This window comes from Asticcacaulis sp. MM231 (assembly GCF_964186625.1).
Taxonomy (GTDB): domain Bacteria; phylum Pseudomonadota; class Alphaproteobacteria; order Caulobacterales; family Caulobacteraceae; genus Asticcacaulis.
On sequence record NZ_OZ075110.1, the window covers coordinates 476,822 to 494,567 of the forward strand.

A 17,746-nucleotide genomic window follows, 5' to 3' on the forward strand; every position below is an offset into this window, starting at 1 on the left:
TCAGTCATTCTTGTATAGGAATGCTGCCTGTTAAAATAACAAAAGCGACATAGTTCTTCTTATTCGCACATTGTATTGTGCGAGTAATTTAATATTATTTTTTAATTATATGTCGGTAATTTTGTATACTGTGTATTAGTATTTCAAATTCTATATTTATATGAATTTTTTTATTAATGATTGTCGATTTGCGGTTGCGGAGCGCAATGCGCCACGACTGGGTTGCATCTGAAATAGGGGCCTTGAAAATCGGCGGTATAATTCAGGGCCAGGGGATCGGGCACGCCAGAATAATAGTCCGTGCTGATCAGTTGTGCGCCGGAGGTCAGCGCGGCTCTCATGCGCGTGTCGTCGTGCAGGCGGGCCTCTTCTGTATCAGCGTCAGCGCGCGTGCGCACGATGAACCCTTTTTGCACCATTTCACGGATATGACCCTGCTCATTTACAGGGTCCTGAATATTGAAGATAGCGGCTTCCGGCTCAGATGCATCGTAAAAACCGAACATGAGGCGCCCGCTTAAGGATGGATGCCCTTCACGATAAAGGGCCTCGTGGTTTGCGTTGCCATCAAGGACAAACAGGAAGTGACCCCGCACATGCGCGATGTCCGGCCAGTTCCCCGCCAACACGGCATCGCGCAGGGTGACAAAATGTCCCCGTACTTTGTCTGGGGTAACCACGCGTTCAGAACCTATGACCGCCGCTATGTCCGCGTCGAGATCATTGATCGTAGACGCATCGAAATTCGCATCGTGCGGCAGTTGTCCAAGTGTCTTTGGAAAATCACTGCTGTTAACGAGGATGACGATCGGGTCATGATCAGGGTGTGCTTTCGACCAGCGGTCAAAAATCGCCAAGCATGTACGAAAGGTCAGGCAGTGCGTGTCTGTGTCGAAGTTTGGGAAGTGCAAAACCTTGGCGCCGCTTGCGGCCATCAATGCCTGAACCTCGGGACGTGCCTGATCATAGGGCTGGGCATAAAGTCCACCCGTGGGGTCGGCGCCAACATCCAGCTCGAATTGGTGAAGGCCTAAAGCCAGCTGCGTTTCAAGAGGTGGGTGACCATAGGCTAACTCATGCCAATGCTCCTCTGAAAGATGTCGCATCCTGGCTTCCGTTAGGGGGGAGGGGTAGGGCCTGTAACTATTGTGAGATCCTAAAATCTGCAATTGATTGAGGCGAAGCGTGGTTGGGACCTGAGATAAGGCGGCGTTTGCGCAACCCATGGCAATCGCCAGCAGTGATAGGGGTAGGGCCACCCGGCACCTGAATTCCCGTCTCATAAATGACCAGAGGATATACATGTTCACATAGACCCATTCTGCGCCGGGTATGTCCCCGGCATGGTGCCAAAATACCGACCTCGCGCGAACGTAACAAAACGCTATCCTGAATATTTTATGACGCTAGGCTAGGTGATAAATGCCTATATCTGATGGTGAAGGATAAGCAGAATGTAACCTTGCGGTTCCCGGCGGCGGCACAAACGGTGGCTCTCTTATCAGTCAGACAGGCGGCCGTCCGCGCAGTTCCAAGTGACTAGGGTAAGGCTTTTTACCCTGTGTGCACTTAAGCTGAGCGACTGGGGGCGCATGTTAAGTCACTTAACCTTGGTGCATGCGATGAAGCCCTCTCTAAATTCCCATTTCCGACCCAGACACAGTGAATGGAAAAAATTTTACGCAAATGTGAATTATTCGTGTTGGCAAACGTCATACGTTTGGAGGCCATTGTTGAATGGTCTCCGTACAGTAGCCGGTCTTTGTTATTCAGGGGCGCGGCCGCTATTTTTGCGGAAACATGCATATGACACTGAATATGAAGATTGACGGGCGTTCAAAGAGGTTAAAGGGGCGGACGGTCGCGACGCATGATCGGCTCGACATGGCAATCATGGCGCACGATCCGTTCACCAGCGTGGAGAACTACGTAAAGCTCCTCAACGTGCAGTACCTGTTTCACCGTGACATCGCCGCGCTCTACGCCGTGGCGGAGTTGGATGCGCTGCTGCCTGATCTGGAAGGCCGCCGGCGGCTCGACGCAATAGTCTTGGACTTGCGCGATGTTACCGTCGGATTGCCTGAAACCGACGGTGCGCCGCATTTTACATCTGGTGAGGCCGTGGACCTGCCGACGGCGCTGGGCTGGCTCTATGTCGCCGAAGGCTCCAATCTTGGGGCTGCCTTCCTTCTGAAATTTGCCGTCAAGCTGGGGCTCGACGCCACCAAGGGCGCGCGCCACTTGGCTCCCGCCGATGAAGGCCGGGGCCTGCACTGGCGTACCTTCACAGCAGCGCTAGACGCTATCGAATTGACGCCTGACGAAGAAGCACGCGTGGCCGCCGGGGCGGCGGCGGCCTTTAACCGCGTGCATGGCTTGGTGCGGCGCTTCTTCGATGGCGTTTGACCGGTTAAGCGATTTTCGCCCGCCGCCCGCCCTGCAGCGGTTGGAGGGACGGGCCAAGCCCCGGCCCGGCCGTATGGTGTTTAGCGTCCTTGTCGCCGTCACGCTGCACGCGCTTCCGGTTGCCGTGGCCCTGTGGTGGGGGCTGTATCCGCCGATACCGCTGACGGTAGACGAACCGGCAGTTGCTGTGGAGATTGTGACGCTTCAGGCCCCGCCGGAGCCGCCGTCCGAGCGTCCAGATGGCAAGCGTCAGGTCGAATCCCTGGCGTCTCGCGCGGAACCACGTCCGGTGGAGCGCGTGCTGCCCGAAATGTTTCCCACCGATGTCGAGCCTCTCATGGTGCCACCGCCTACGCCGCGTCCAGCCACGGCGATTGCGGCCGCGCCGGCACCGGAAAACACAGCCCCGGCAGCAAAACCGGCACCACCTGCGCCATTGGCGGCGACCACGCCCCAAACCTGGCACACGCAACTGCTCAGCCATATCGAAAGGCACAAGCGCTATCCGACAGCGGCGCGTGGCCGTCAGGGCGTGGTGCAGGTGCGCTTCAGCATGGACCGCGAGGGCCGGGTGCTGAGCAGCGCCGTGTCGCGCTCATCGGGCTCGGGCGCTCTGGACCGCGCGGCGCTCGACACGCTGAAACGCGCCAGCCCCTTGCCCAAACCGCCTGCCGACATCCCGGGCAACCCCATCGAACTGGCCTTCGACATCGAGTTTTTTACACGATGACCGATCCGCATACGCTCCTCCGCACAGGCCGTCTCGGCCGCGTCCTCTATACCTGCCTCGGTCTGCTCTTCGTGGCGCTGGGGCTGATCGGCGCCATGTTGCCGGTGATGCCGACGACCATCTTCCTGATACTGGCGGCGTGGTGTTTCGCGCGGTCTTCGCCGAAGCTGGAGGGATGGCTGCTCGATCATCCGCAGTTCGGCCCGGTGCTGCGCGCGTGGCGCAAGGACAAGGCCATTCCGCGCAAGGGCAAGATCATGGCCTGTATCGGCATGGCGACGGGGTTCGCCATATTCCTCTTCGCCGCGCATCCGGCCCTGTGGCTGATGCTGTTAATCGGTGCGATCATGGTGGCTTGTGCGTTGTTTGTGGTGACCAGACCCGCTCCAGGCGTTCCGTAAAATCATTCCTCCCAACAAGACAAAAAGAAAGGCCCGCAGGTGACTGCGGGCCTTTCTTTTTAGTATCGGTAGGTGAGGGCCAGCCGCACCGTCCGGCCCGGTGCGGGCACGACGGCCAGAGACAGCGGATCGAGATAGTATTCATCGGTCAGGTTGTCGATATTGAGATCGACGGCCATCTGATCGTTGAGCTTATAGCTGGTGAAGGCGTCTATGATCGTCGCCTGATGGTACAGTTGCTGGATGGCCGACAGGCCGACATTCCATTCCTGATCCAGCTTGCTGATCGGGCCGGAATTGTAGACGGCGCGTGTGCCGACCGTCAGGCGCTTGTCGAACAGGCGCGCGCCCAGCGTCAGGTTGACATTGTACTTCGGCGGGTTCTGCGTGTTGGTGTAGGAGCCTTCGAAGCCGCCTTCAGCGCAGTCCGGCGTATTGAGCAGGTCGGCGATCTTGCGATCCTTACCGTACTGGCGACGTTCGGCGGCAATATCCGGGGCACAGGTTTCGGCCTTGAAGTAGTGGTGCGCCGACAGTTCGGCGAACAGCTTGCCCGTGTCGTAGCCGCCCTGAAGCTCGATGCCGGTGACGTTGAAGCTGTCGACATTGCGGATCAGGCCCGCCGAGATCGAACGATAGTCGCGGGTGATCAGGTCTTTGATCCGCGTGTCGAAATAGGCGATTTTCAGCGAGGCGCGGTCACCTGTGCGGAACAGGTCGCGGCGCAGGCCGCTGACTCCGAGCTCCCAGCTCTTGTTGCGCTCCGGGCGCAGATCGTCGGTCGGTTTGGCGGCGGTGAACAGGCCGAGCGTCGATTCGAACAGGCTGGGCAGCTTCACGCCTTCGGCATATTTGGCATAGACCAGCACGCCGTTGTCGAAGCGGTAACTGGCGCTAAGCGACGGCATGACGGCGTCGTGGGTGCGCTGGATAGGCGTCGTCCATGTCCAGCTCGTCGCCGCGACCAGATTTTGCGCCGCACCCGCCGTATAGGTGGTCCAGCCGGTGATGTCACCGACTATGCCGCGCTCATAGGCGGAGGCGCGCAGCGAGGCTTCGGTGAAATTGCCCTGGGCGTCCGGATACCAGTAAACGCGCTGGATGTTGATCAGGGCGTTCGGATTGGCCGGGTTGGGTCCGCGCAACTGCGTGTCGCGATAGCGGCCGATGACGGCTTCGGTCAGGACATCGGCATCGCGATTGCGATCAACGATCTTGACGTGATTATAGCGCACGCCCAGTTCCAGCTCGATCTTCTCGGTCGGCAGCCACTTCACCGCGCCGATCAGGCTATATTCGTGGCGCCGGGCGTTCTTCAGATAACGGTTATTGATCAGATCTTCGAACAGGATGGGCGAGTTTGGGCCGGGGCGGATGTCTTCATTGGTGAAGGATGCGCCGTAGGTGAAGTCGAACTGTCCGGCATCGGTGAACAGGCGCGAGGTGTTGGTGACGTCGCCTCCGGTCTTTTCGATGCTCAGTTCGTTCCAGTAAGCGGCGCGATAGCCTTCCTCGGTATTGAAGGTCGGGCCATCGAACCATTCGGTGTGGTGTGCGATGAACCACGGCGTCACACCGGTCAGGCCGTTGTACATCAGGCTCTCGGCCCTGGTCAGCCACAGATTGGCCTTCAGGTCGATCAGGTCGTTCTGCGGGCGGTAGCGATAGCGCAGATTATAGCTGTCGAGCTTGATCTGGCCGGGCTCCCACTGCGGCACGCGCTGACGGTTCACGCGCAGGATCTGCGAGGCCATGATCTCGCCCTGCTCGCCGTCATAGCGGCGGTAGCCGGCCTCCAGCGTCTGAAAATCGTCGATCCGCCACGTGCCTTTGAGGAGGATCGACTCGGAGTCACTGGAGGTATTGAATACCTCGGCATTGGCCGGGTTCAGCGGGGCGACGGTGCGAGCGGTTTGCGGAAAACGGTCATAGCCGTCTTTACCTGCGAAATAGTTGCCGTTCTCGCGGCGGGCATAGGCGGCGACCACGTCAAAACGCTCGCCGGTGCGGGCGGCAGCGATGTTGAAGAACCAACTCCCGGGATCGGTGATGTCGTTTCGGTCTTCGCTCTGGAAGCCGTCATAAGGTGGCAGGTCTTTGGTCGAGGCATCCGAAACGCCGGTTCGGATACGCAGGCCCTGCGTCTTGCCTTCGCGCAGGATGTCGGCGGGCTTCAGCGTGTCCATGCTGACCGTGCCGCCGATCGCGCCCGAGGCATTGGCTTCGAGGCTGGGGCCCTTGGTGATGGTGACGCTGCTGATCAGGTCGGGATCGAGATAGCTGCGCTGGGCCTGACCGGCATAGCCGCGATAAGTGTCCAAACCCGACTGCGTGCCGTCGATGATGACGGGGATGCGGCTCTGGCCCTGAATGCCGCGGATATTGACGTCGAGCGCGTTGGCCGAGCGCGGATCGCCCGCCGTCACCCCGGCGACGCCCTTGATCATGTCGCCGACCGAGGTGCCACGAAAGCGCTCCAGCGTCTCGCGTTGGATTTCGGCGGTCGAACTGGGGCGCGAATAGACGCGATCGGCGCGACCTTCGGGGGCCTCATCCTCGGCATAGGTGCCGGCGATTCCTGTTGTGCCGCCGCCGTTTGCGCCTTCGACGCGGATGGTGCCCAGCGATAGGGCGCCTGTCGAAGACGGGGCTTTTTCAAGCACGACGGCGCGTGGCCCGGCGTGACGCCATACAAGCCCGGTGCCGGCCAGCAGGCGGGTCAGGGCGGCCTCGGGAGCCAATTGCCCCGACACGGCGCGCGATTTCAACCTGGCAACCAATGCGGTATCCACCGTCACCTGCATGTCGGCCTGATCGCCGAAGCGCGTCAGGGCCGAAGCCAGTGGCTGAGACGGAATGTCGAAACGACGGTTGATTTGGGGCGCGGTCTCCTTCTGGATTTGGGCATGGGCGGCGACGGCAAAGCCCAGCGGCGAGGTGGTGGCCAGCAGCAGGGCCAGCGCCGTGACGCGGATCGGAAAAGTCATCTCATATATTTCCCGGTTGATGCGATTAAGTCGCATTGGTGTCAGTTTTGCGGGAAAGACGGATGCGTTACCGAAATCTTCAGAACTTTTTTCGCCTATTTTGGTTTTCTCTTGTTACGTATTTGATCCGAAACGAAGTTCGGCGCAGCCAATGCGCTTAGGGTCCCGAAACGACGATCAGCCACGGCGAAATCTGCGTTACGCGGCCGCCATATGGGGCGACGGCAACGCGCAGGGCCGCAGCTGGATCGCGCAGGTCGAACACGCCTGTGACGGTTTCGTGGGCGAGGGCGTCGTCGGTTACCCAGATGAAGCCGCGATGATAGGGGCGGATTTGATCGACAATGGCCGACAGGCGATCGCCTTCGATCAGCAACCTGCCACGCCGCCACGCCGACATGTCGGCAACGGCGGTGCGCGTGACTGCTGTCGTCCGGGTGTCGCGGCCATAGTGCAAATGGTCGCCGGGCGTCAGGCGATTTTGGCCGCCCTTATGGTCGAAATTAACGCTGCCTTCGGACAGGGCAACATCGACGGCCTTAGGGGCCAGTGCCACATCGAACTGCGTGCCGGTGACGGTTACGCTGGTATCGGCGGCCTCGACGGTGAACGGATGTGCCTTGTCCCGGGCCACGGCGAAGAAGGCGCGCCCCTTGAGCAGGTGAACGCGGCGTATGTCGCCGAAAGTATCGATGGCGATGGCGCTGTTGGTATCCAGTTGCACCTGCGATCCATCGGCCAGCGTCAAGCTACGGGTTTCGCCGAGGCCGGTTCGGTAGTCGGCCTTCAGCCACAGGGTGGCCGTTGGGGCTATGGCCAGCGCCAGACAGGCAGCGAGAGCAGTGACCGCCCCCCCCTCGATCTGACGGCGAGTCGGGCGGAAGGGAATGATTTTCACCGAGGCCGGAGCATGGGCCGTAGCGGGAGGCATCTGACCGGTCAGGCCCCATACCTTTTCTGCTGCTTGCAACGCCGCTGCATGGTCGGTGCTCTGCGCCGCCCACGTCCGCGCCGTCTCGCGCAGTCCGGCATCCTCCGGCGTGTTATGAAAGGCCAGCCACAGGTGCGCGGCCTGCTCAAACAGGTCGTCGGTATCGGGCGTTGCCGTCACATCTTGTGAAATCAAAGGTCGAAATCCCTGCGGTGCGCGGATCGGCGGATTGAGGTCAGAGGTTATGACGAACTGGTCGCGCCGATCTTCAGAATTATTTTTCCATATCTTGTTTTTGATTCAGACGCTTCATGCAATGAACCATCGCCGCGGCGACCAGACTATGCGCCAGTCCCTGCGATATGCCTAGTTCGGCGGCGATCTGGCTGTAGGTCAGATTGTCGAGGCGATGCAGGTGAAAAGCGCGCTGTGTGCGTTCGGGAAGTTCTTTTAGTGCCGTCATCACCTGCCGTAACTCGTCCTTATGGACCGTAGCGGTTTCCGGCCCGGCGCTGCCTTCGGCTGTGGTTTCCAGCACCATCTCCGCGCCAGCGCCATTGACCTCGCGTGACTGACGTCGGCGGGCGTCGATGGCGATGTTGCGCACGATGCGGTACAGTAGACTCGACGGATTAAGGATGAAGGCCTGCTTTTCGGCGAACCGCACATAACGCAGCCAGGCGTCCTGCACCACGTCCTCGGCCCGCGCATCGTCACCGACAATGGGGCGTGCATAGTTGATCAGCGCCTTGCGATGGCGCAGAAACAGATCGAGGCTATGGTCAGGACTCACATGGACACCGGGATCGCAAGGCCGTATCTGTGGCCGTAATTGCGAATTATTCTCAATTTTAAGCGCCGTCAACCGTTGTAAATATGGCGCAGTAGATGGTGTTCATGCTACTCGCCAATGTCCGTCGTTCGATATTTATGGAAGAAATCCATTCTTCTTTGCAGGGCGTCAATGTCGAAGTTATAGAGCAAGATCTACAAGTCGGCGCTGATCCGTCAGGCCTGGGAAGATAGCGGCCAGATCTATGGCTATCGCAAACTCCACGACGATCTGCGCGACCAGGGCGAGGATTGTTCTCCGAACCGCATAGCACGCTTGGCAAGCCTTGCCGGCATTGCTGCCCAGATTGGCTACAGGCGGCTTCCAGGCCGTTATGGCGGCAGCCCTGCCGACGTTGCCCCTTGAAATATTATTTAATCTCGAGTTCGCTCGGGCGGTCAACTTGCCATAACAAATGGACGCTACTTAATTTAACAGGCTGTGGAAATAGCGCCAATTTTTCCACCGATCATCGCTAGACGGTTCGAAGATGAGCCGTGATAAGGCCTTTTCAGCGGCCTTCTCGGCCGATTTTGTCTTAATCCGGCTTCTTTCGGCGGTTTACGGGCGCGATTATGCTGTCGTCAGCAACTTTGGTAGCCTCACCAGATTATAAGCGGTGGCTGTGAGGGTGAACATCCAGCCGACGCGATCCTTTCCGCGATGGCGTGTCTTGCGTATTCCGCCGCTGGTCTTGGCCCAACCGAACACTTCTTCGATGCGCTTGCGGACGCGCTGACTGACGGCGTAGCCGGAATGATGGGTGGTCCGACCGTCTATGGCCGAGCGTCGGTTCGTCGTGTTCTGCGCGACGTGTGGCGTAACCTTTATGTCCCGCAAGGCGGCAACGAAGTCGGCCGTATCGTAGGCTTTGTCTGCAGCCAATGTGATGCGATGACGCCCCTCCATGCGGCCAAGCATATCCAGTGCGGCCTCGCGCTCCGCGGTTCCGCTTGCATGGGGCCCCACAGTCTCAACAGCAGGAAAGGGATTCAATCGATCAAGGAAAGATGGTGGCCTGAAACACCGAGGATCTGGCGGCACCGCCAGCGACAATTAACCGGCAAGACTCTCTCTTAAGCCTGCCCAGTTTCTGTCCAACTCATGGGGTCCATAATTGGGTTGGCTAAATGGGTGGAATTGGGTGTATAATTGGATGTCATGATTAAAACCGACACATTGACGATTACGCCAGACATTCTCGGCCTGATTGCCGAACTTGATGAATTCAAGGGCGCTTGGCGTGCTTTGGGCACCTTAGCCCCCGAACGCTTGCTGGCCTTGCGCCGTGTCGCCACCATCGAGAGCATCGGCTCCTCCACCCGCATCGAAGGCAGCAAGCTATCCGATAAAGACGTGGAGCGCCTTCTATCCAAACTCGAGATTAAATCCTTCGAGACCCGCGATGAACAAGAAGTCGCAGGGTATGCCGAAGTGATGGAGATGATCTTTCAGGCATGGGAGGACATTACTCTCACTGAAAATCATATCAAACAGCTTCACCGCGACTTGCTCAAATACAGCGAGAAAGATGAGCGCCATCGCGGCGCGTATAAAACCCTGTCCAACAGTGTAGCCGCCTTTGATGAGAACGGCCAGAAAATCGGCATAGTCTTCGAAACCGCAACGCCGTTCGATACGTCACGCCTGATGGGCGAATTGGTCGAATGGACTACTGCCACCTTTGAGACCCGACAGCTTCACCCACTTCTGGTCATCAGCATTTTCATCGTTGTATTTCTTGAAATACATCCGTTCCAGGATGGCAATGGACGTTTGAGCCGTGTTCTGACTACCTTGCTTTTGCTTCGCGCCGGATATGCATACGTCCCCTATAGCTCGCTTGAAAGTGTGATCGAGCAAAGTAAGGAAGGCTACTATCTGGCCCTTCGCCAAACCCAAGGCACAATCAGAACAGAAACGCCCAACTGGCAGCCGTGGCTCGTCTTTATCTTGCGCGCACTTCAACAGCAAATGAAGCGCCTTACCAAAAAGGTCGAACGCGAAAAAATCATCCTCTCGGCAGTGCCGGAATTATCGGTGCGCATCCTGGAACATGCGCGCGAGCATGGCCGCGTCACTATTGGCGAAATGGCCAGGATCACAGGCGCAAGCCGCAATACCCTGAAAGAGCATTTCCGCCAACTACACGATGCAGGGCAGACGGTTCTGCACGGTCGTGGACGCGGTGCGTGGTATAGCCTGCGATAACCATTCGATTTCGGTTATCGTGAAATTTCGTTATTTTGGCAATAACTCAATCGCTTGTACGCTCAACCGAACACTTCTTCGATGCGCTTGCGGATGCGCTGACTGACGGCGTAGCCGGAATGATGGGTGGTCCGACCGTCTATGGCCGAGCGTCGGTTCGTCGTGTTCTGCGCGACGTGTGGCGTAACCTTTATGTCCCGCAAGGCGGCAACGAAGTCGGCCGTATCGTAGGCTTTGTCTGCAGCCAATGTGATGCGATGACGCCCCTCCATGCGGCCAAGCATATCCAGTGCGGCCTCGCGCTCCGCGGTTCCGCTTGCATGGGTCAGCGTGGCGTCGACGACCAGGCCATTGCGATTTTCCATTGTCACGTGACCCATATGGCAAAGCTTGGCGGCCTGGCCACGGGCCTTCTTATAAAGCCTGGCATCCGGGTCGGTGGTCGACGCGTGAGTTGCGTTGCTGCGCTTCTCGCCGTGGAAATCGCGCTCGGAGTTGCGTGCGGTGGCCTTTGGCGGCTGCTTCGCTTCAGCGCCAGAGCCGCTGCCGTCAGCGGCCACCATCGGTCTCGTCCTTGGGCTTGAAGCTCTTCATGCTCGCCCAGGCTTCGATCAAGGTGCCGTCGACCGAGAAGTGCTCGTCTGACAAGAGAGCCTTAACGCGCGGCTGGCTCAGCAAGGCGGCCAGGAACTTGGCGGCGATGTCGGCAACCAAGAGCCTATCACGGTTCTTGGTGAATACCGTGACGTCCCAGATCGGTGCGTCCATAGACAAGCCGACGAACCATCGGAACAGCAAATTGTAGTCCATCTGCTCCATCAGCTGGCGCTCCGAGCGGATCGTGTAGAAGGCCTGCAACAACAGGGAGCGCAGCAGCTTCTCCGGCGGGATCGATGGGCGGCCGATGGCTGAATACATCGCCTCGAAATCAGGGGACAGAACTTCCAACGCCTCGTCGACAATCGCGCGGATGGACCGCAGCGGAGGGTTTGTCGGGACGCGTGCTTCGCAGCTCACATAAGAAAACAGACCCGCCGTCTGGATATCACTGCCGCGCATGTCTTACTCCTGCAGATCAACCAATAAAGGATGGAATCACGGCAATACGCTCGCAGCAAGCGCCTTTTTCCGCATCCTGTTAAGCTTAGACGGTCAAATTAGTATTTATCAGATTTAATTTTTTTGGAGTAAGTGAATCAATGACAAACAGAACGGCGACATCAACTTAACTTTCCGATACGTCTCAGGCCTCGTATGATCAGCATGATTACCCCGGGCTTTGTCAATCTATTTATATCAATCGAATAATTGAAAACGAAAGCTTGCGGTGCCGTTTTTGGCGCCGATCTACAGGTAGATTTAGCTGGCCAGTATTGGCCATCTCAAGGGTCCTTTCGTAGGTCGAGATATGCTGACCTTGGTGGGGCTAAAGCTCCGCTGGAGGCCATTGCTGTGCGGCGTGCAAGATACGAAGAATGGTAACGGCGCGGGCGTTCTCACTGTACACCACGAGATAATTCGGCCGAATGACGATCTCACGCGTGCCAGGCACACGACCGGGCCTATAAAGTTTAGGCCTTGATGGCAGTTTTGCTGCTTTAACCTCGATTTCATCCTTGAGCCGTTGTGCGGCGTCAACGTTGTCATCCGAAATATAATCAATAATTGCCAGCAGGTCCCGGCGGGCGGTGTCGCGCCATTCAAGCTTTAGCGACACGGCGCTTCCGGTCGATTAGGGTTTGAACGTCATCCATGACCTGCTGATGAGGCAGCGGCGTCCGCGTATCATCAAGTGCCTCCTGTACCATGGCGCGGAACCAGACGTCATAGGATTCCGAAGGGGCGGTCAGACCGGTGGGAAGGCCTCCCTCCCTTGCTATGCGGGTTAGCAAGATCCGCACAGCATCGGACACGGTAAGCCCAAGGGCGGATAGCTTTTCAGCCGCGCGTATTTTGAGTTCATCATCTATTCGGACATGCAGCATAGACGTGTGTGCCATTGGCAGTTTCCCTCAGTTTGAAAGACTGATGCCACTATGTCTCTCATTTGAGATACAGGCAATAAATTTTATGTGAAATAGAGGGAATTGGATATTTCGCGTTAGTTGGCATGTCGCGAAGTAGTCGGTTCATTGTCATGACGTCCGCAGGTGGTTGGCCTACCGCAACCTAGGGGGATTTGGTGAACCATTGGAGACGCTCGACGGCACGGCCTATCGGCTTGATGGGCAGGGCCACATTAGTAGTGGCGACGTTTGCATTCGCGCTTCTTCTAGCGTCTTGTGGTGCCGCCTCGCTTTGCCAGAACGATATTAAGGAGCGGTCGATTAGCCCAAATGGCAAACTGGCTGCGGTAGTTTTTTCGCGAGACTGTGGCGCCACAGTAGGGGAAAACTATCAAGTGTCTATCATAAGAGCCGACGAAACACCCGATGGGGCGGGTAACGCACTCATATTGGACCACGGCCCAAGTCATTCAATATTGCCCAGCCCCATTTGGAGTAGTGACACGGAATTAGCAATCGCGGTCCCACACGGTGCACGTGTTTTCCGTAAAACTGAACGTGTTAACGGCGTGCGGGTAACATTTTCCAACTCAAATTGACGCTTGCTGTATAAATTTCCCTACCATGAGGCGCGTTTGCTGTAGACCTAAGCCGTGCGCTAAGTGCGTGCCAAGACAGGACAATTGTCGTATATCTTTGGCAATCATCGACCACTACCTAAGTTGGCAGAACGACCGCAACGGGCGCGCAACGGCCAACAGCAGACTTTGCATGTCCGAATGTGACAAAGGTTTTCCAACTTTCCGATTGACCGAAGAGCATTGTTTTCCCAATGTTCAAACAGAATCCCCCATCCTTACCGGTGAGAAAATTGACGTAACGCATGGCGATTGATCATTCTCTGGGTTGGGACAACATCGCCGAGCAGTTCATGGCGGCGCGTTCCAATATAGGTGCTGAGACGGTGCTGGCTTGGGCACGAGATACCATATCACCCGGCAACTCCATCATCGATGTGGGTTGCGGATCGGGTGTGCCGATTTCTAAAGTACTAATAGATGGCGGGTTTGAAGTCCTAGGTGTCGATGCATCGCCTAATTTGGTCGCAGCATTTGCTAATCGGTTTCCCACCGCTAAGGTAGCATGCGAACTGGCACAACATAGCGACTTCTTCAACCGAAAGTTTGAAGCGTGCGTCTCCATTGGTCTGATTTTCTTGCTGAATGAAGACGATCAGCGAGTGGTCATTCGTCGAATTGGGGCAACTCTAAAACAAGGGGGGCGCTTTTTGTTCACCGCGCCGTATGAGCAATGCGAATGGCGAGACGTATTAACGGGACGAGAGTCGAAATCACTCGGTTTTGACGCTTATGAGCGACTCCTCTTAGACGCGGGACTGCGTTTAATTGGTTGTCACGTCGACGAGGGGCAGAACAATTATTATGATGCCATCAAGCCTCCCTCAGTGTGAGCTTTTGGATAGGCTGACGCGCTGATATTCATCTCGGCCTAGGCCAACTTCGGAGCTACGTCGCTACGTCCGCTTACCCGGAAGCGGCGGTGCTTGATCCGAAGCGATCATCCTATTCTCTCCGAATTACTGGCGGGCGAGTAGTCTTAAGACATACCTGATGTCTTCGCGACCGGCGTCCAGCCGACGGTGTTCGGCGCCCATTAAGAGGCCCAGCGGCCGAGGGGCCGACCAGGGTGACAATCAGGTTAAGAATTCTTTCCGTAAGGTTTCTGCAGGGATGAACAGCCGCAGGGGCTGACTAGGCAAGGCCTGGAAGCCAAAACCTTCATAGATTGCTCTGTGGCGAACGACGGCTTCGGCATCTCCGTCGTCCAAGACGTCGAGTATGACCACGGCTATGCCCAGCTGTTCGGATATGTGCGCGATGCGGCGCATACAATCGACGAGCAGGTCGGCACCCAGACCGGAACCTTTGAAGCGGATGTCGCGACCGATCATGGAAATATAGGCAGCAGGAATGTTGCCATGACCCGGACGTGTTCGCGCGTATTTGGGGGGGAGATTCTCGTATGAGATCGAATGCGCATTTAGCGCATAGAAGCCTGCGACCGTGCCGGCGGCATCCGTCATGACAAAGACGCGTACATTGTCGGCGCGCGACAGCTTGCCAGCCGTTCGCTTGAAGAAATTGTCTACGGCCTCAACACCGCATGAAAAAGCCGCTCGATCGTGCTTCTCTGGATCGAGCGGCTCTATCTTAAAGCTCGGCGCGTCGGTCATATCATCGACTGGGTCCGGCCTTTGTAGCGAGCGTGGGCGGCTTGCAAGACAGCAGTTGGTGTTGCCGGCGTATCCAGCGCTGTGAAGAAGGTATGGAAGTCCGCGGCCTGAAGCTGAGTTTGCTCGTGAGCCTTGATAGTCTCCATAGCGGATCTATAGGCGGCGCTGATCATGAACGCGGAATCGTCAACGCCAGACAGGGCTGCGGCGCGCTGAATTGTTTCCTTCACGCGCGCATTAGTGCGAAACTGCATGCGCGCATCATTCGGTTCGTCGACGGCATCGGCCGGGTTATTGAACGCTAACATCTGGCCCTCCTTGGCACTTCCTATAATGTACGGCAATCTGGCGTACATTTCAAGGCCTCCAAATACGACAAGCATGTCTAGTTTAGCTGCCCGTCACACTGCCAATCGGCTTCCGCTTTCGGCATATGTCTCGTGACTGGCCGAATGTCCGTGTGGGCGCACAGGCGAGGTCGAGTTTTTCCCCATAATTGGATATAGCTCTGCGTCCGGACGAATAGGCTCAGCGCGGCTGTCCGCTTCCGAGCAAGAAATTGCAAACGGCAACGCTCGTGTAGCCATTTCCACATAGGGCGTCAGGCGGCCTTTCCGCTTTGCATCGCACCAATTGGAAACGGTCGCAAGGCAGGTATCCGCCCCGCGACCGCTGACATTACTTCCGTGAACGCTCTGTGCCGATCGTCCCTAATAAATATAAGGGCAGCGTCCCATCACGTGACGCCATGGACAAGCGATCTGGCGATTGAGGGAATATCAGGGAAAACCTCAAAGCCTTGGCTTGTCGCCCAGGGGATATGTGTATCTGCGTGCCCGCTACTGACGAGGAAGCCTCGCATCCCGAGATTGGCAGCAAGGAGCAGGTCTGTATCCTTGTCGCCAATCATAATCGACGCGGGCAGATCAATCATGAAGACGCTTGATGCCTGCTCCACGAGGCCAGGCCTGGGCTTGCGGCAGTGGCACAAGGCTTCGGGGGTGTGTGGACATATATAGAAAGCCGCAATATCAATGCCTTGGATGCGCAACATGTCATCAATACGTTGGTTTACAGAATGGGCCGCTGTCTCTGTGAAGTATCCGCGGCCTATGCCTGACTGATTGGTAAGAACGACAAGGCGAAAACCCTGCGCTGACAGCGCCTTAAGGCCCTGCGCGACCCCGGGCAGAAGCATGGCCTGGTTTGGATCTGAGAGGTAGTTGCGCTCCTCGATCAACGTACCGTCCCGGTCAAGAAAAGCGCAGCGCTGACGTTCAGACATGCGATCCGCCGCGCTTAGCCCTTTCAATGGTGTTGGATGAGGCCTTGCCGGGTACGAGTTGGGCCAACAAAACCTTACCTTGGTGAGCCAATACGAAGTCAGCGCCAACGACGGTCTGCAGCGTATAGTCAGCCCCTTTCACAAGCACATCAGGTTTGATGGCCATAATCAGCTCAAGGGGGGTGTCGTCCTCAAAAATGACAACCGCATCCACAGCGCCCAATGCCGAAAGAACGATCGCGCGGTCGTCCTCACTGTTTATGGGCCTGTCCGTGCCTTTAAGACGTCGAACCGAGGCATCACTGTTGAGACCTACGATCAGGCAGTCGCATTGGTCGCGCGCGTACATCAACAAGGAGATGTGACCGGGATGCAGAATGTCAAAACAACCGTTGGTGAAGCCGACAACCTTGCCTTCTCTGCGCCGGGTTCTCGCATAGCGCTCAGCCTCTGCCGGCGTCAGCATGATCGGCGTGCCTTTGCGCGCGCCGCGCTCCCCCTCCAAGGCAAGGATGAGTTCGTCCGGTGAGGTGGTCGCTGTGCCGCGTTTGCCGACCACGATCCCGGCGGCCGCGTTCGCCATGTGCGCCGCCTCTGCCATGTCTGTTCCGCAGGCCATCGCCGCCGCCAGAGTAGCGATGACGGTGTCTCCGGCGCCGGCGACGTCAAATACCTCAGTGACCCGGCTGCGAATATGAAGAAGCGATCCGTCCTGTGACAGAAGGGTCATCCCCTGTTCACCACGCGTAATCAAAACGCCTCTGGCCTGGCTGGCCCCGAGGTAAAACTGAGCGGCCGCTTCGGCTTTTTCATCCGTATCCGGATATATCCCGCAGGCATCCCTTGCTTCCTGGGCATTGGGCGTTATGAGCGTGGCGCCGGCATATCTGCTAAGGTCTGGCGATTTCGGATCGATGATGACGGGTACGTTCAGGCTGCGGGCGCGTTGAATCGCCTGACCCAGCAAGCCCTCCGTCAAAACCCCTTTGGCGTAATCCGACAGAACCAGAGCATTATGTTTGGGCAGATGCTCTATGACGGCTGAAAGGCATGCGGCTTCAGACAGGGAAGAAATAGCTGTCGTGACCTCCTGGTCGACGCGCAGCAAGTGATGGCCACGCACCCCAAACCGTGTTTTCACGGTTGTTGGCCGATCCTCTGCTACCACCATAATGGAATCGATGTCGCTGTTTTCGGCCAGGGTTCCCAAGAGCGTGGTTGCGGCCTCATCCTTGCCGATGACACCTATAAGCGTGCAATGGCCTCCCAAGGCGCTGATGTTGCGTGCGACATTAGCAGCGCCACCCGGCACGATCGTCTCGCCCTGATAATGAAATACCGGCGACGCGCTTTCCGGGGAAATCCTCGATACCCGACCTTCAACAAAGCGGTCCATCATGATGTCGCCGAGACAGAGCACCTTGGCATAGGTCATGGCCTTGACCTGTGCCGCGAGGCCTTGCGTATCGTCTATGGACATTGGCGCTCCTTTAAAGACTCCGCGGAGCCCGATCCAGTGTCAGCCCGCGCGGTTATGGGGCAAAGATTGCACTTCTCGGGCGGCAAACCATCGCCTAGCGTCTGAGTTGGCATAAAAGGCCTGGTGGATCAAGCGCATGCCATTCTGTCAAAACTGCACGAAGCGAGTTCACAGCCAGAGGTCACAGATCTAAGCTACAGCTTAACCGTCACGACCCGCATGG

General features: G+C 57.3%; 15 protein-coding genes and 3 pseudogenes. 6 read left to right on the forward strand and 12 right to left on the reverse strand.

The features are described from left to right. Positions 1-173: 173 nt before the first annotated feature. A complete protein-coding gene (locus tag ABQ278_RS21245) occupies positions 174-1,304 on the reverse strand; it encodes a Ca2+-dependent phosphoinositide-specific phospholipase C (RefSeq protein WP_349323065.1) in 1,131 nt (376 codons plus the stop codon). A gap of 502 nt (positions 1,305-1,806) precedes the next feature. Between ABQ278_RS21245 and ABQ278_RS21250 the strand changes: the two genes are divergently transcribed. The 3 genes from ABQ278_RS21250 to ABQ278_RS21260 all read left to right on the forward strand — a co-directional run bounded on the left by ABQ278_RS21250 (position 1,807) and on the right by ABQ278_RS21260 (position 3,537). Beyond that, entirely contained in the window at positions 1,807-2,406 is a 600-nt protein-coding gene (locus tag ABQ278_RS21250) for a biliverdin-producing heme oxygenase (RefSeq protein ID WP_349322999.1), read from the forward strand. A 73-nt stretch (positions 2,407-2,479) separates the two neighbouring features. Continuing rightward, the gene (locus tag ABQ278_RS21255; protein ID WP_349323000.1) at positions 2,480-3,136 is read left to right on the forward strand and encodes a TonB family protein; all 657 of its coding nucleotides are present in this window, start codon (positions 2,480-2,482) and stop codon (positions 3,134-3,136) included. Continuing rightward, complete coding sequence (locus ABQ278_RS21260; protein WP_349323001.1) at positions 3,133-3,537, forward strand: YbaN family protein; 405 nt, start codon at positions 3,133-3,135, stop codon at positions 3,535-3,537. Before ABQ278_RS21255 ends, ABQ278_RS21260 begins: the two co-directional genes overlap by 4 nt. Positions 3,538-3,596: 59 nt before the next feature. Here ABQ278_RS21260 and ABQ278_RS21265 read toward each other — a convergent pair whose 3' ends face one another. From ABQ278_RS21265 to ABQ278_RS21275, 3 genes are all read right to left on the reverse strand, one after another. Further along, on the reverse strand, positions 3,597-6,524 hold the full coding sequence (locus tag ABQ278_RS21265) for a TonB-dependent receptor domain-containing protein (protein ID WP_349323002.1): 2,928 nt from the start codon (positions 6,522-6,524) through the stop codon (positions 3,597-3,599). A gap of 157 nt (positions 6,525-6,681) precedes the next feature. Next, on the reverse strand, positions 6,682-7,650 hold the full coding sequence (locus ABQ278_RS21270) for a FecR domain-containing protein (protein WP_349323003.1): 969 nt from the start codon (positions 7,648-7,650) through the stop codon (positions 6,682-6,684). Positions 7,651-7,729: 79 nt separating this feature from the next. Further along, on the reverse strand, positions 7,730-8,248 hold the full coding sequence (locus tag ABQ278_RS21275) for a sigma-70 family RNA polymerase sigma factor (RefSeq protein WP_349323004.1): 519 nt from the start codon (positions 8,246-8,248) through the stop codon (positions 7,730-7,732). 198 nt (positions 8,249-8,446) lie between these two features. Here ABQ278_RS21275 and ABQ278_RS21280 point away from each other — a divergent pair. Next, positions 8,447-8,638 (forward strand): annotated as a pseudogene (locus ABQ278_RS21280) (transposase); the annotation flags it as partial. Positions 8,639-8,860: 222 nt separating this feature from the next. Here the strand turns inward: ABQ278_RS21280 and ABQ278_RS21285 are convergent. Next, positions 8,861-9,244, reverse strand: a pseudogene (locus ABQ278_RS21285) (transposase); the annotation flags it as partial. Between the two features lie 204 nt (positions 9,245-9,448). On the opposite strand from ABQ278_RS21285, the gene ABQ278_RS21290 reads away from it, so the two are divergent. Continuing rightward, positions 9,449-10,498 (forward strand): Fic family protein, encoded by a 1,050-nt coding sequence (locus ABQ278_RS21290; RefSeq protein WP_349323005.1) that lies wholly within the window; start codon positions 9,449-9,451, stop codon positions 10,496-10,498. A gap of 62 nt (positions 10,499-10,560) precedes the next feature. On the opposite strand, the pseudogene ABQ278_RS21295 reads toward ABQ278_RS21290, so the two are convergent. The 3 genes and pseudogenes from ABQ278_RS21295 to ABQ278_RS21305 form a co-directional block, all read right to left on the reverse strand. Then, positions 10,561-11,557 (reverse strand): annotated as a pseudogene (locus tag ABQ278_RS21295) (IS5 family transposase). A gap of 367 nt (positions 11,558-11,924) precedes the next feature. Further along, the gene (locus ABQ278_RS21300) at positions 11,925-12,215 is read right to left on the reverse strand and encodes a type II toxin-antitoxin system RelE/ParE family toxin (protein WP_349323006.1); all 291 of its coding nucleotides are present in this window, start codon (positions 12,213-12,215) and stop codon (positions 11,925-11,927) included. Then, positions 12,199-12,498 carry a type II toxin-antitoxin system RelB/DinJ family antitoxin gene (locus ABQ278_RS21305; RefSeq protein ID WP_349323007.1) on the reverse strand — a complete coding sequence of 100 codons (300 nt, stop codon included), beginning with the start codon at positions 12,496-12,498 and terminating at the stop codon, positions 12,199-12,201. The genes ABQ278_RS21300 and ABQ278_RS21305 overlap by 17 nt, the downstream gene beginning before the upstream one ends. 889 nt (positions 12,499-13,387) lie before the next feature. Between ABQ278_RS21305 and ABQ278_RS21310 the strand changes: the two genes are divergently transcribed. Beyond that, positions 13,388-13,975, forward strand: coding sequence for a class I SAM-dependent methyltransferase (locus tag ABQ278_RS21310; protein ID WP_349323008.1), 588 nt, complete (start codon positions 13,388-13,390; stop codon positions 13,973-13,975). A 243-nt stretch (positions 13,976-14,218) separates the two neighbouring features. Here ABQ278_RS21310 and ABQ278_RS21315 read toward each other — a convergent pair whose 3' ends face one another. The 4 genes from ABQ278_RS21315 to rfaE1 form a co-directional block, all read right to left on the reverse strand. Then, on the reverse strand, positions 14,219-14,758 hold the full coding sequence (locus ABQ278_RS21315) for a GNAT family N-acetyltransferase (RefSeq protein WP_349323009.1): 540 nt from the start codon (positions 14,756-14,758) through the stop codon (positions 14,219-14,221). After that, positions 14,755-15,066: a DUF1778 domain-containing protein gene (locus ABQ278_RS21320; protein ID WP_349323010.1), complete on the reverse strand. Its 312-nt coding sequence runs from the start codon at positions 15,064-15,066 to the stop codon at positions 14,755-14,757. The genes ABQ278_RS21315 and ABQ278_RS21320 overlap by 4 nt, the downstream gene beginning before the upstream one ends. A 428-nt stretch (positions 15,067-15,494) precedes the next feature. After that, complete coding sequence (locus ABQ278_RS21325) at positions 15,495-16,043, reverse strand: HAD family hydrolase (protein ID WP_349323011.1); 549 nt, start codon at positions 16,041-16,043, stop codon at positions 15,495-15,497. Continuing rightward, on the reverse strand, positions 16,036-17,523 hold the full coding sequence (gene rfaE1 / locus ABQ278_RS21330; RefSeq protein WP_349323012.1) for a D-glycero-beta-D-manno-heptose-7-phosphate kinase: 1,488 nt from the start codon (positions 17,521-17,523) through the stop codon (positions 16,036-16,038). The genes ABQ278_RS21325 and rfaE1 overlap by 8 nt, the downstream gene beginning before the upstream one ends. Positions 17,524-17,746: the final 223 nt, after the last annotated feature.

Bases quoted from the DNA above. Each gene is read 5' to 3' on its own strand.
- ABQ278_RS21245 (WP_349323065.1), bottom strand. From the start codon at position 1,304: ATGTATATCCTCTGGTCATTTATGAGACGGGAATTCAGGTGCCGGGTG.
- ABQ278_RS21250 (WP_349322999.1), top strand. From the start codon at position 1,807: ATGACACTGAATATGAAGATTGACGGGCGTTCAAAGAGGTTAAAGGGG.
- ABQ278_RS21255 (WP_349323000.1), top strand. From the start codon at position 2,480: ATGGTGTTTAGCGTCCTTGTCGCCGTCACGCTGCACGCGCTTCCGGTT.
- ABQ278_RS21260 (WP_349323001.1), top strand. From the start codon at position 3,133: ATGACCGATCCGCATACGCTCCTCCGCACAGGCCGTCTCGGCCGCGTC.
- ABQ278_RS21265 (WP_349323002.1), bottom strand. From the start codon at position 6,524: ATGACTTTTCCGATCCGCGTCACGGCGCTGGCCCTGCTGCTGGCCACC.
- ABQ278_RS21290 (WP_349323005.1), top strand. From the start codon at position 9,449: ATGATTAAAACCGACACATTGACGATTACGCCAGACATTCTCGGCCTG.
- ABQ278_RS21305 (WP_349323007.1), bottom strand. From the start codon at position 12,498: ATGGCACACACGTCTATGCTGCATGTCCGAATAGATGATGAACTCAAA.
- ABQ278_RS21310 (WP_349323008.1), top strand. From the start codon at position 13,388: ATGGCGATTGATCATTCTCTGGGTTGGGACAACATCGCCGAGCAGTTC.
- ABQ278_RS21315 (WP_349323009.1), bottom strand. From the start codon at position 14,758: ATGACCGACGCGCCGAGCTTTAAGATAGAGCCGCTCGATCCAGAGAAG.
- ABQ278_RS21320 (WP_349323010.1), bottom strand. From the start codon at position 15,066: ATGTTAGCGTTCAATAACCCGGCCGATGCCGTCGACGAACCGAATGAT.
- ABQ278_RS21325 (WP_349323011.1), bottom strand. From the start codon at position 16,043: ATGTCTGAACGTCAGCGCTGCGCTTTTCTTGACCGGGACGGTACGTTG.
- rfaE1 (WP_349323012.1), bottom strand. From the start codon at position 17,523: ATGTCCATAGACGATACGCAAGGCCTCGCGGCACAGGTCAAGGCCATG.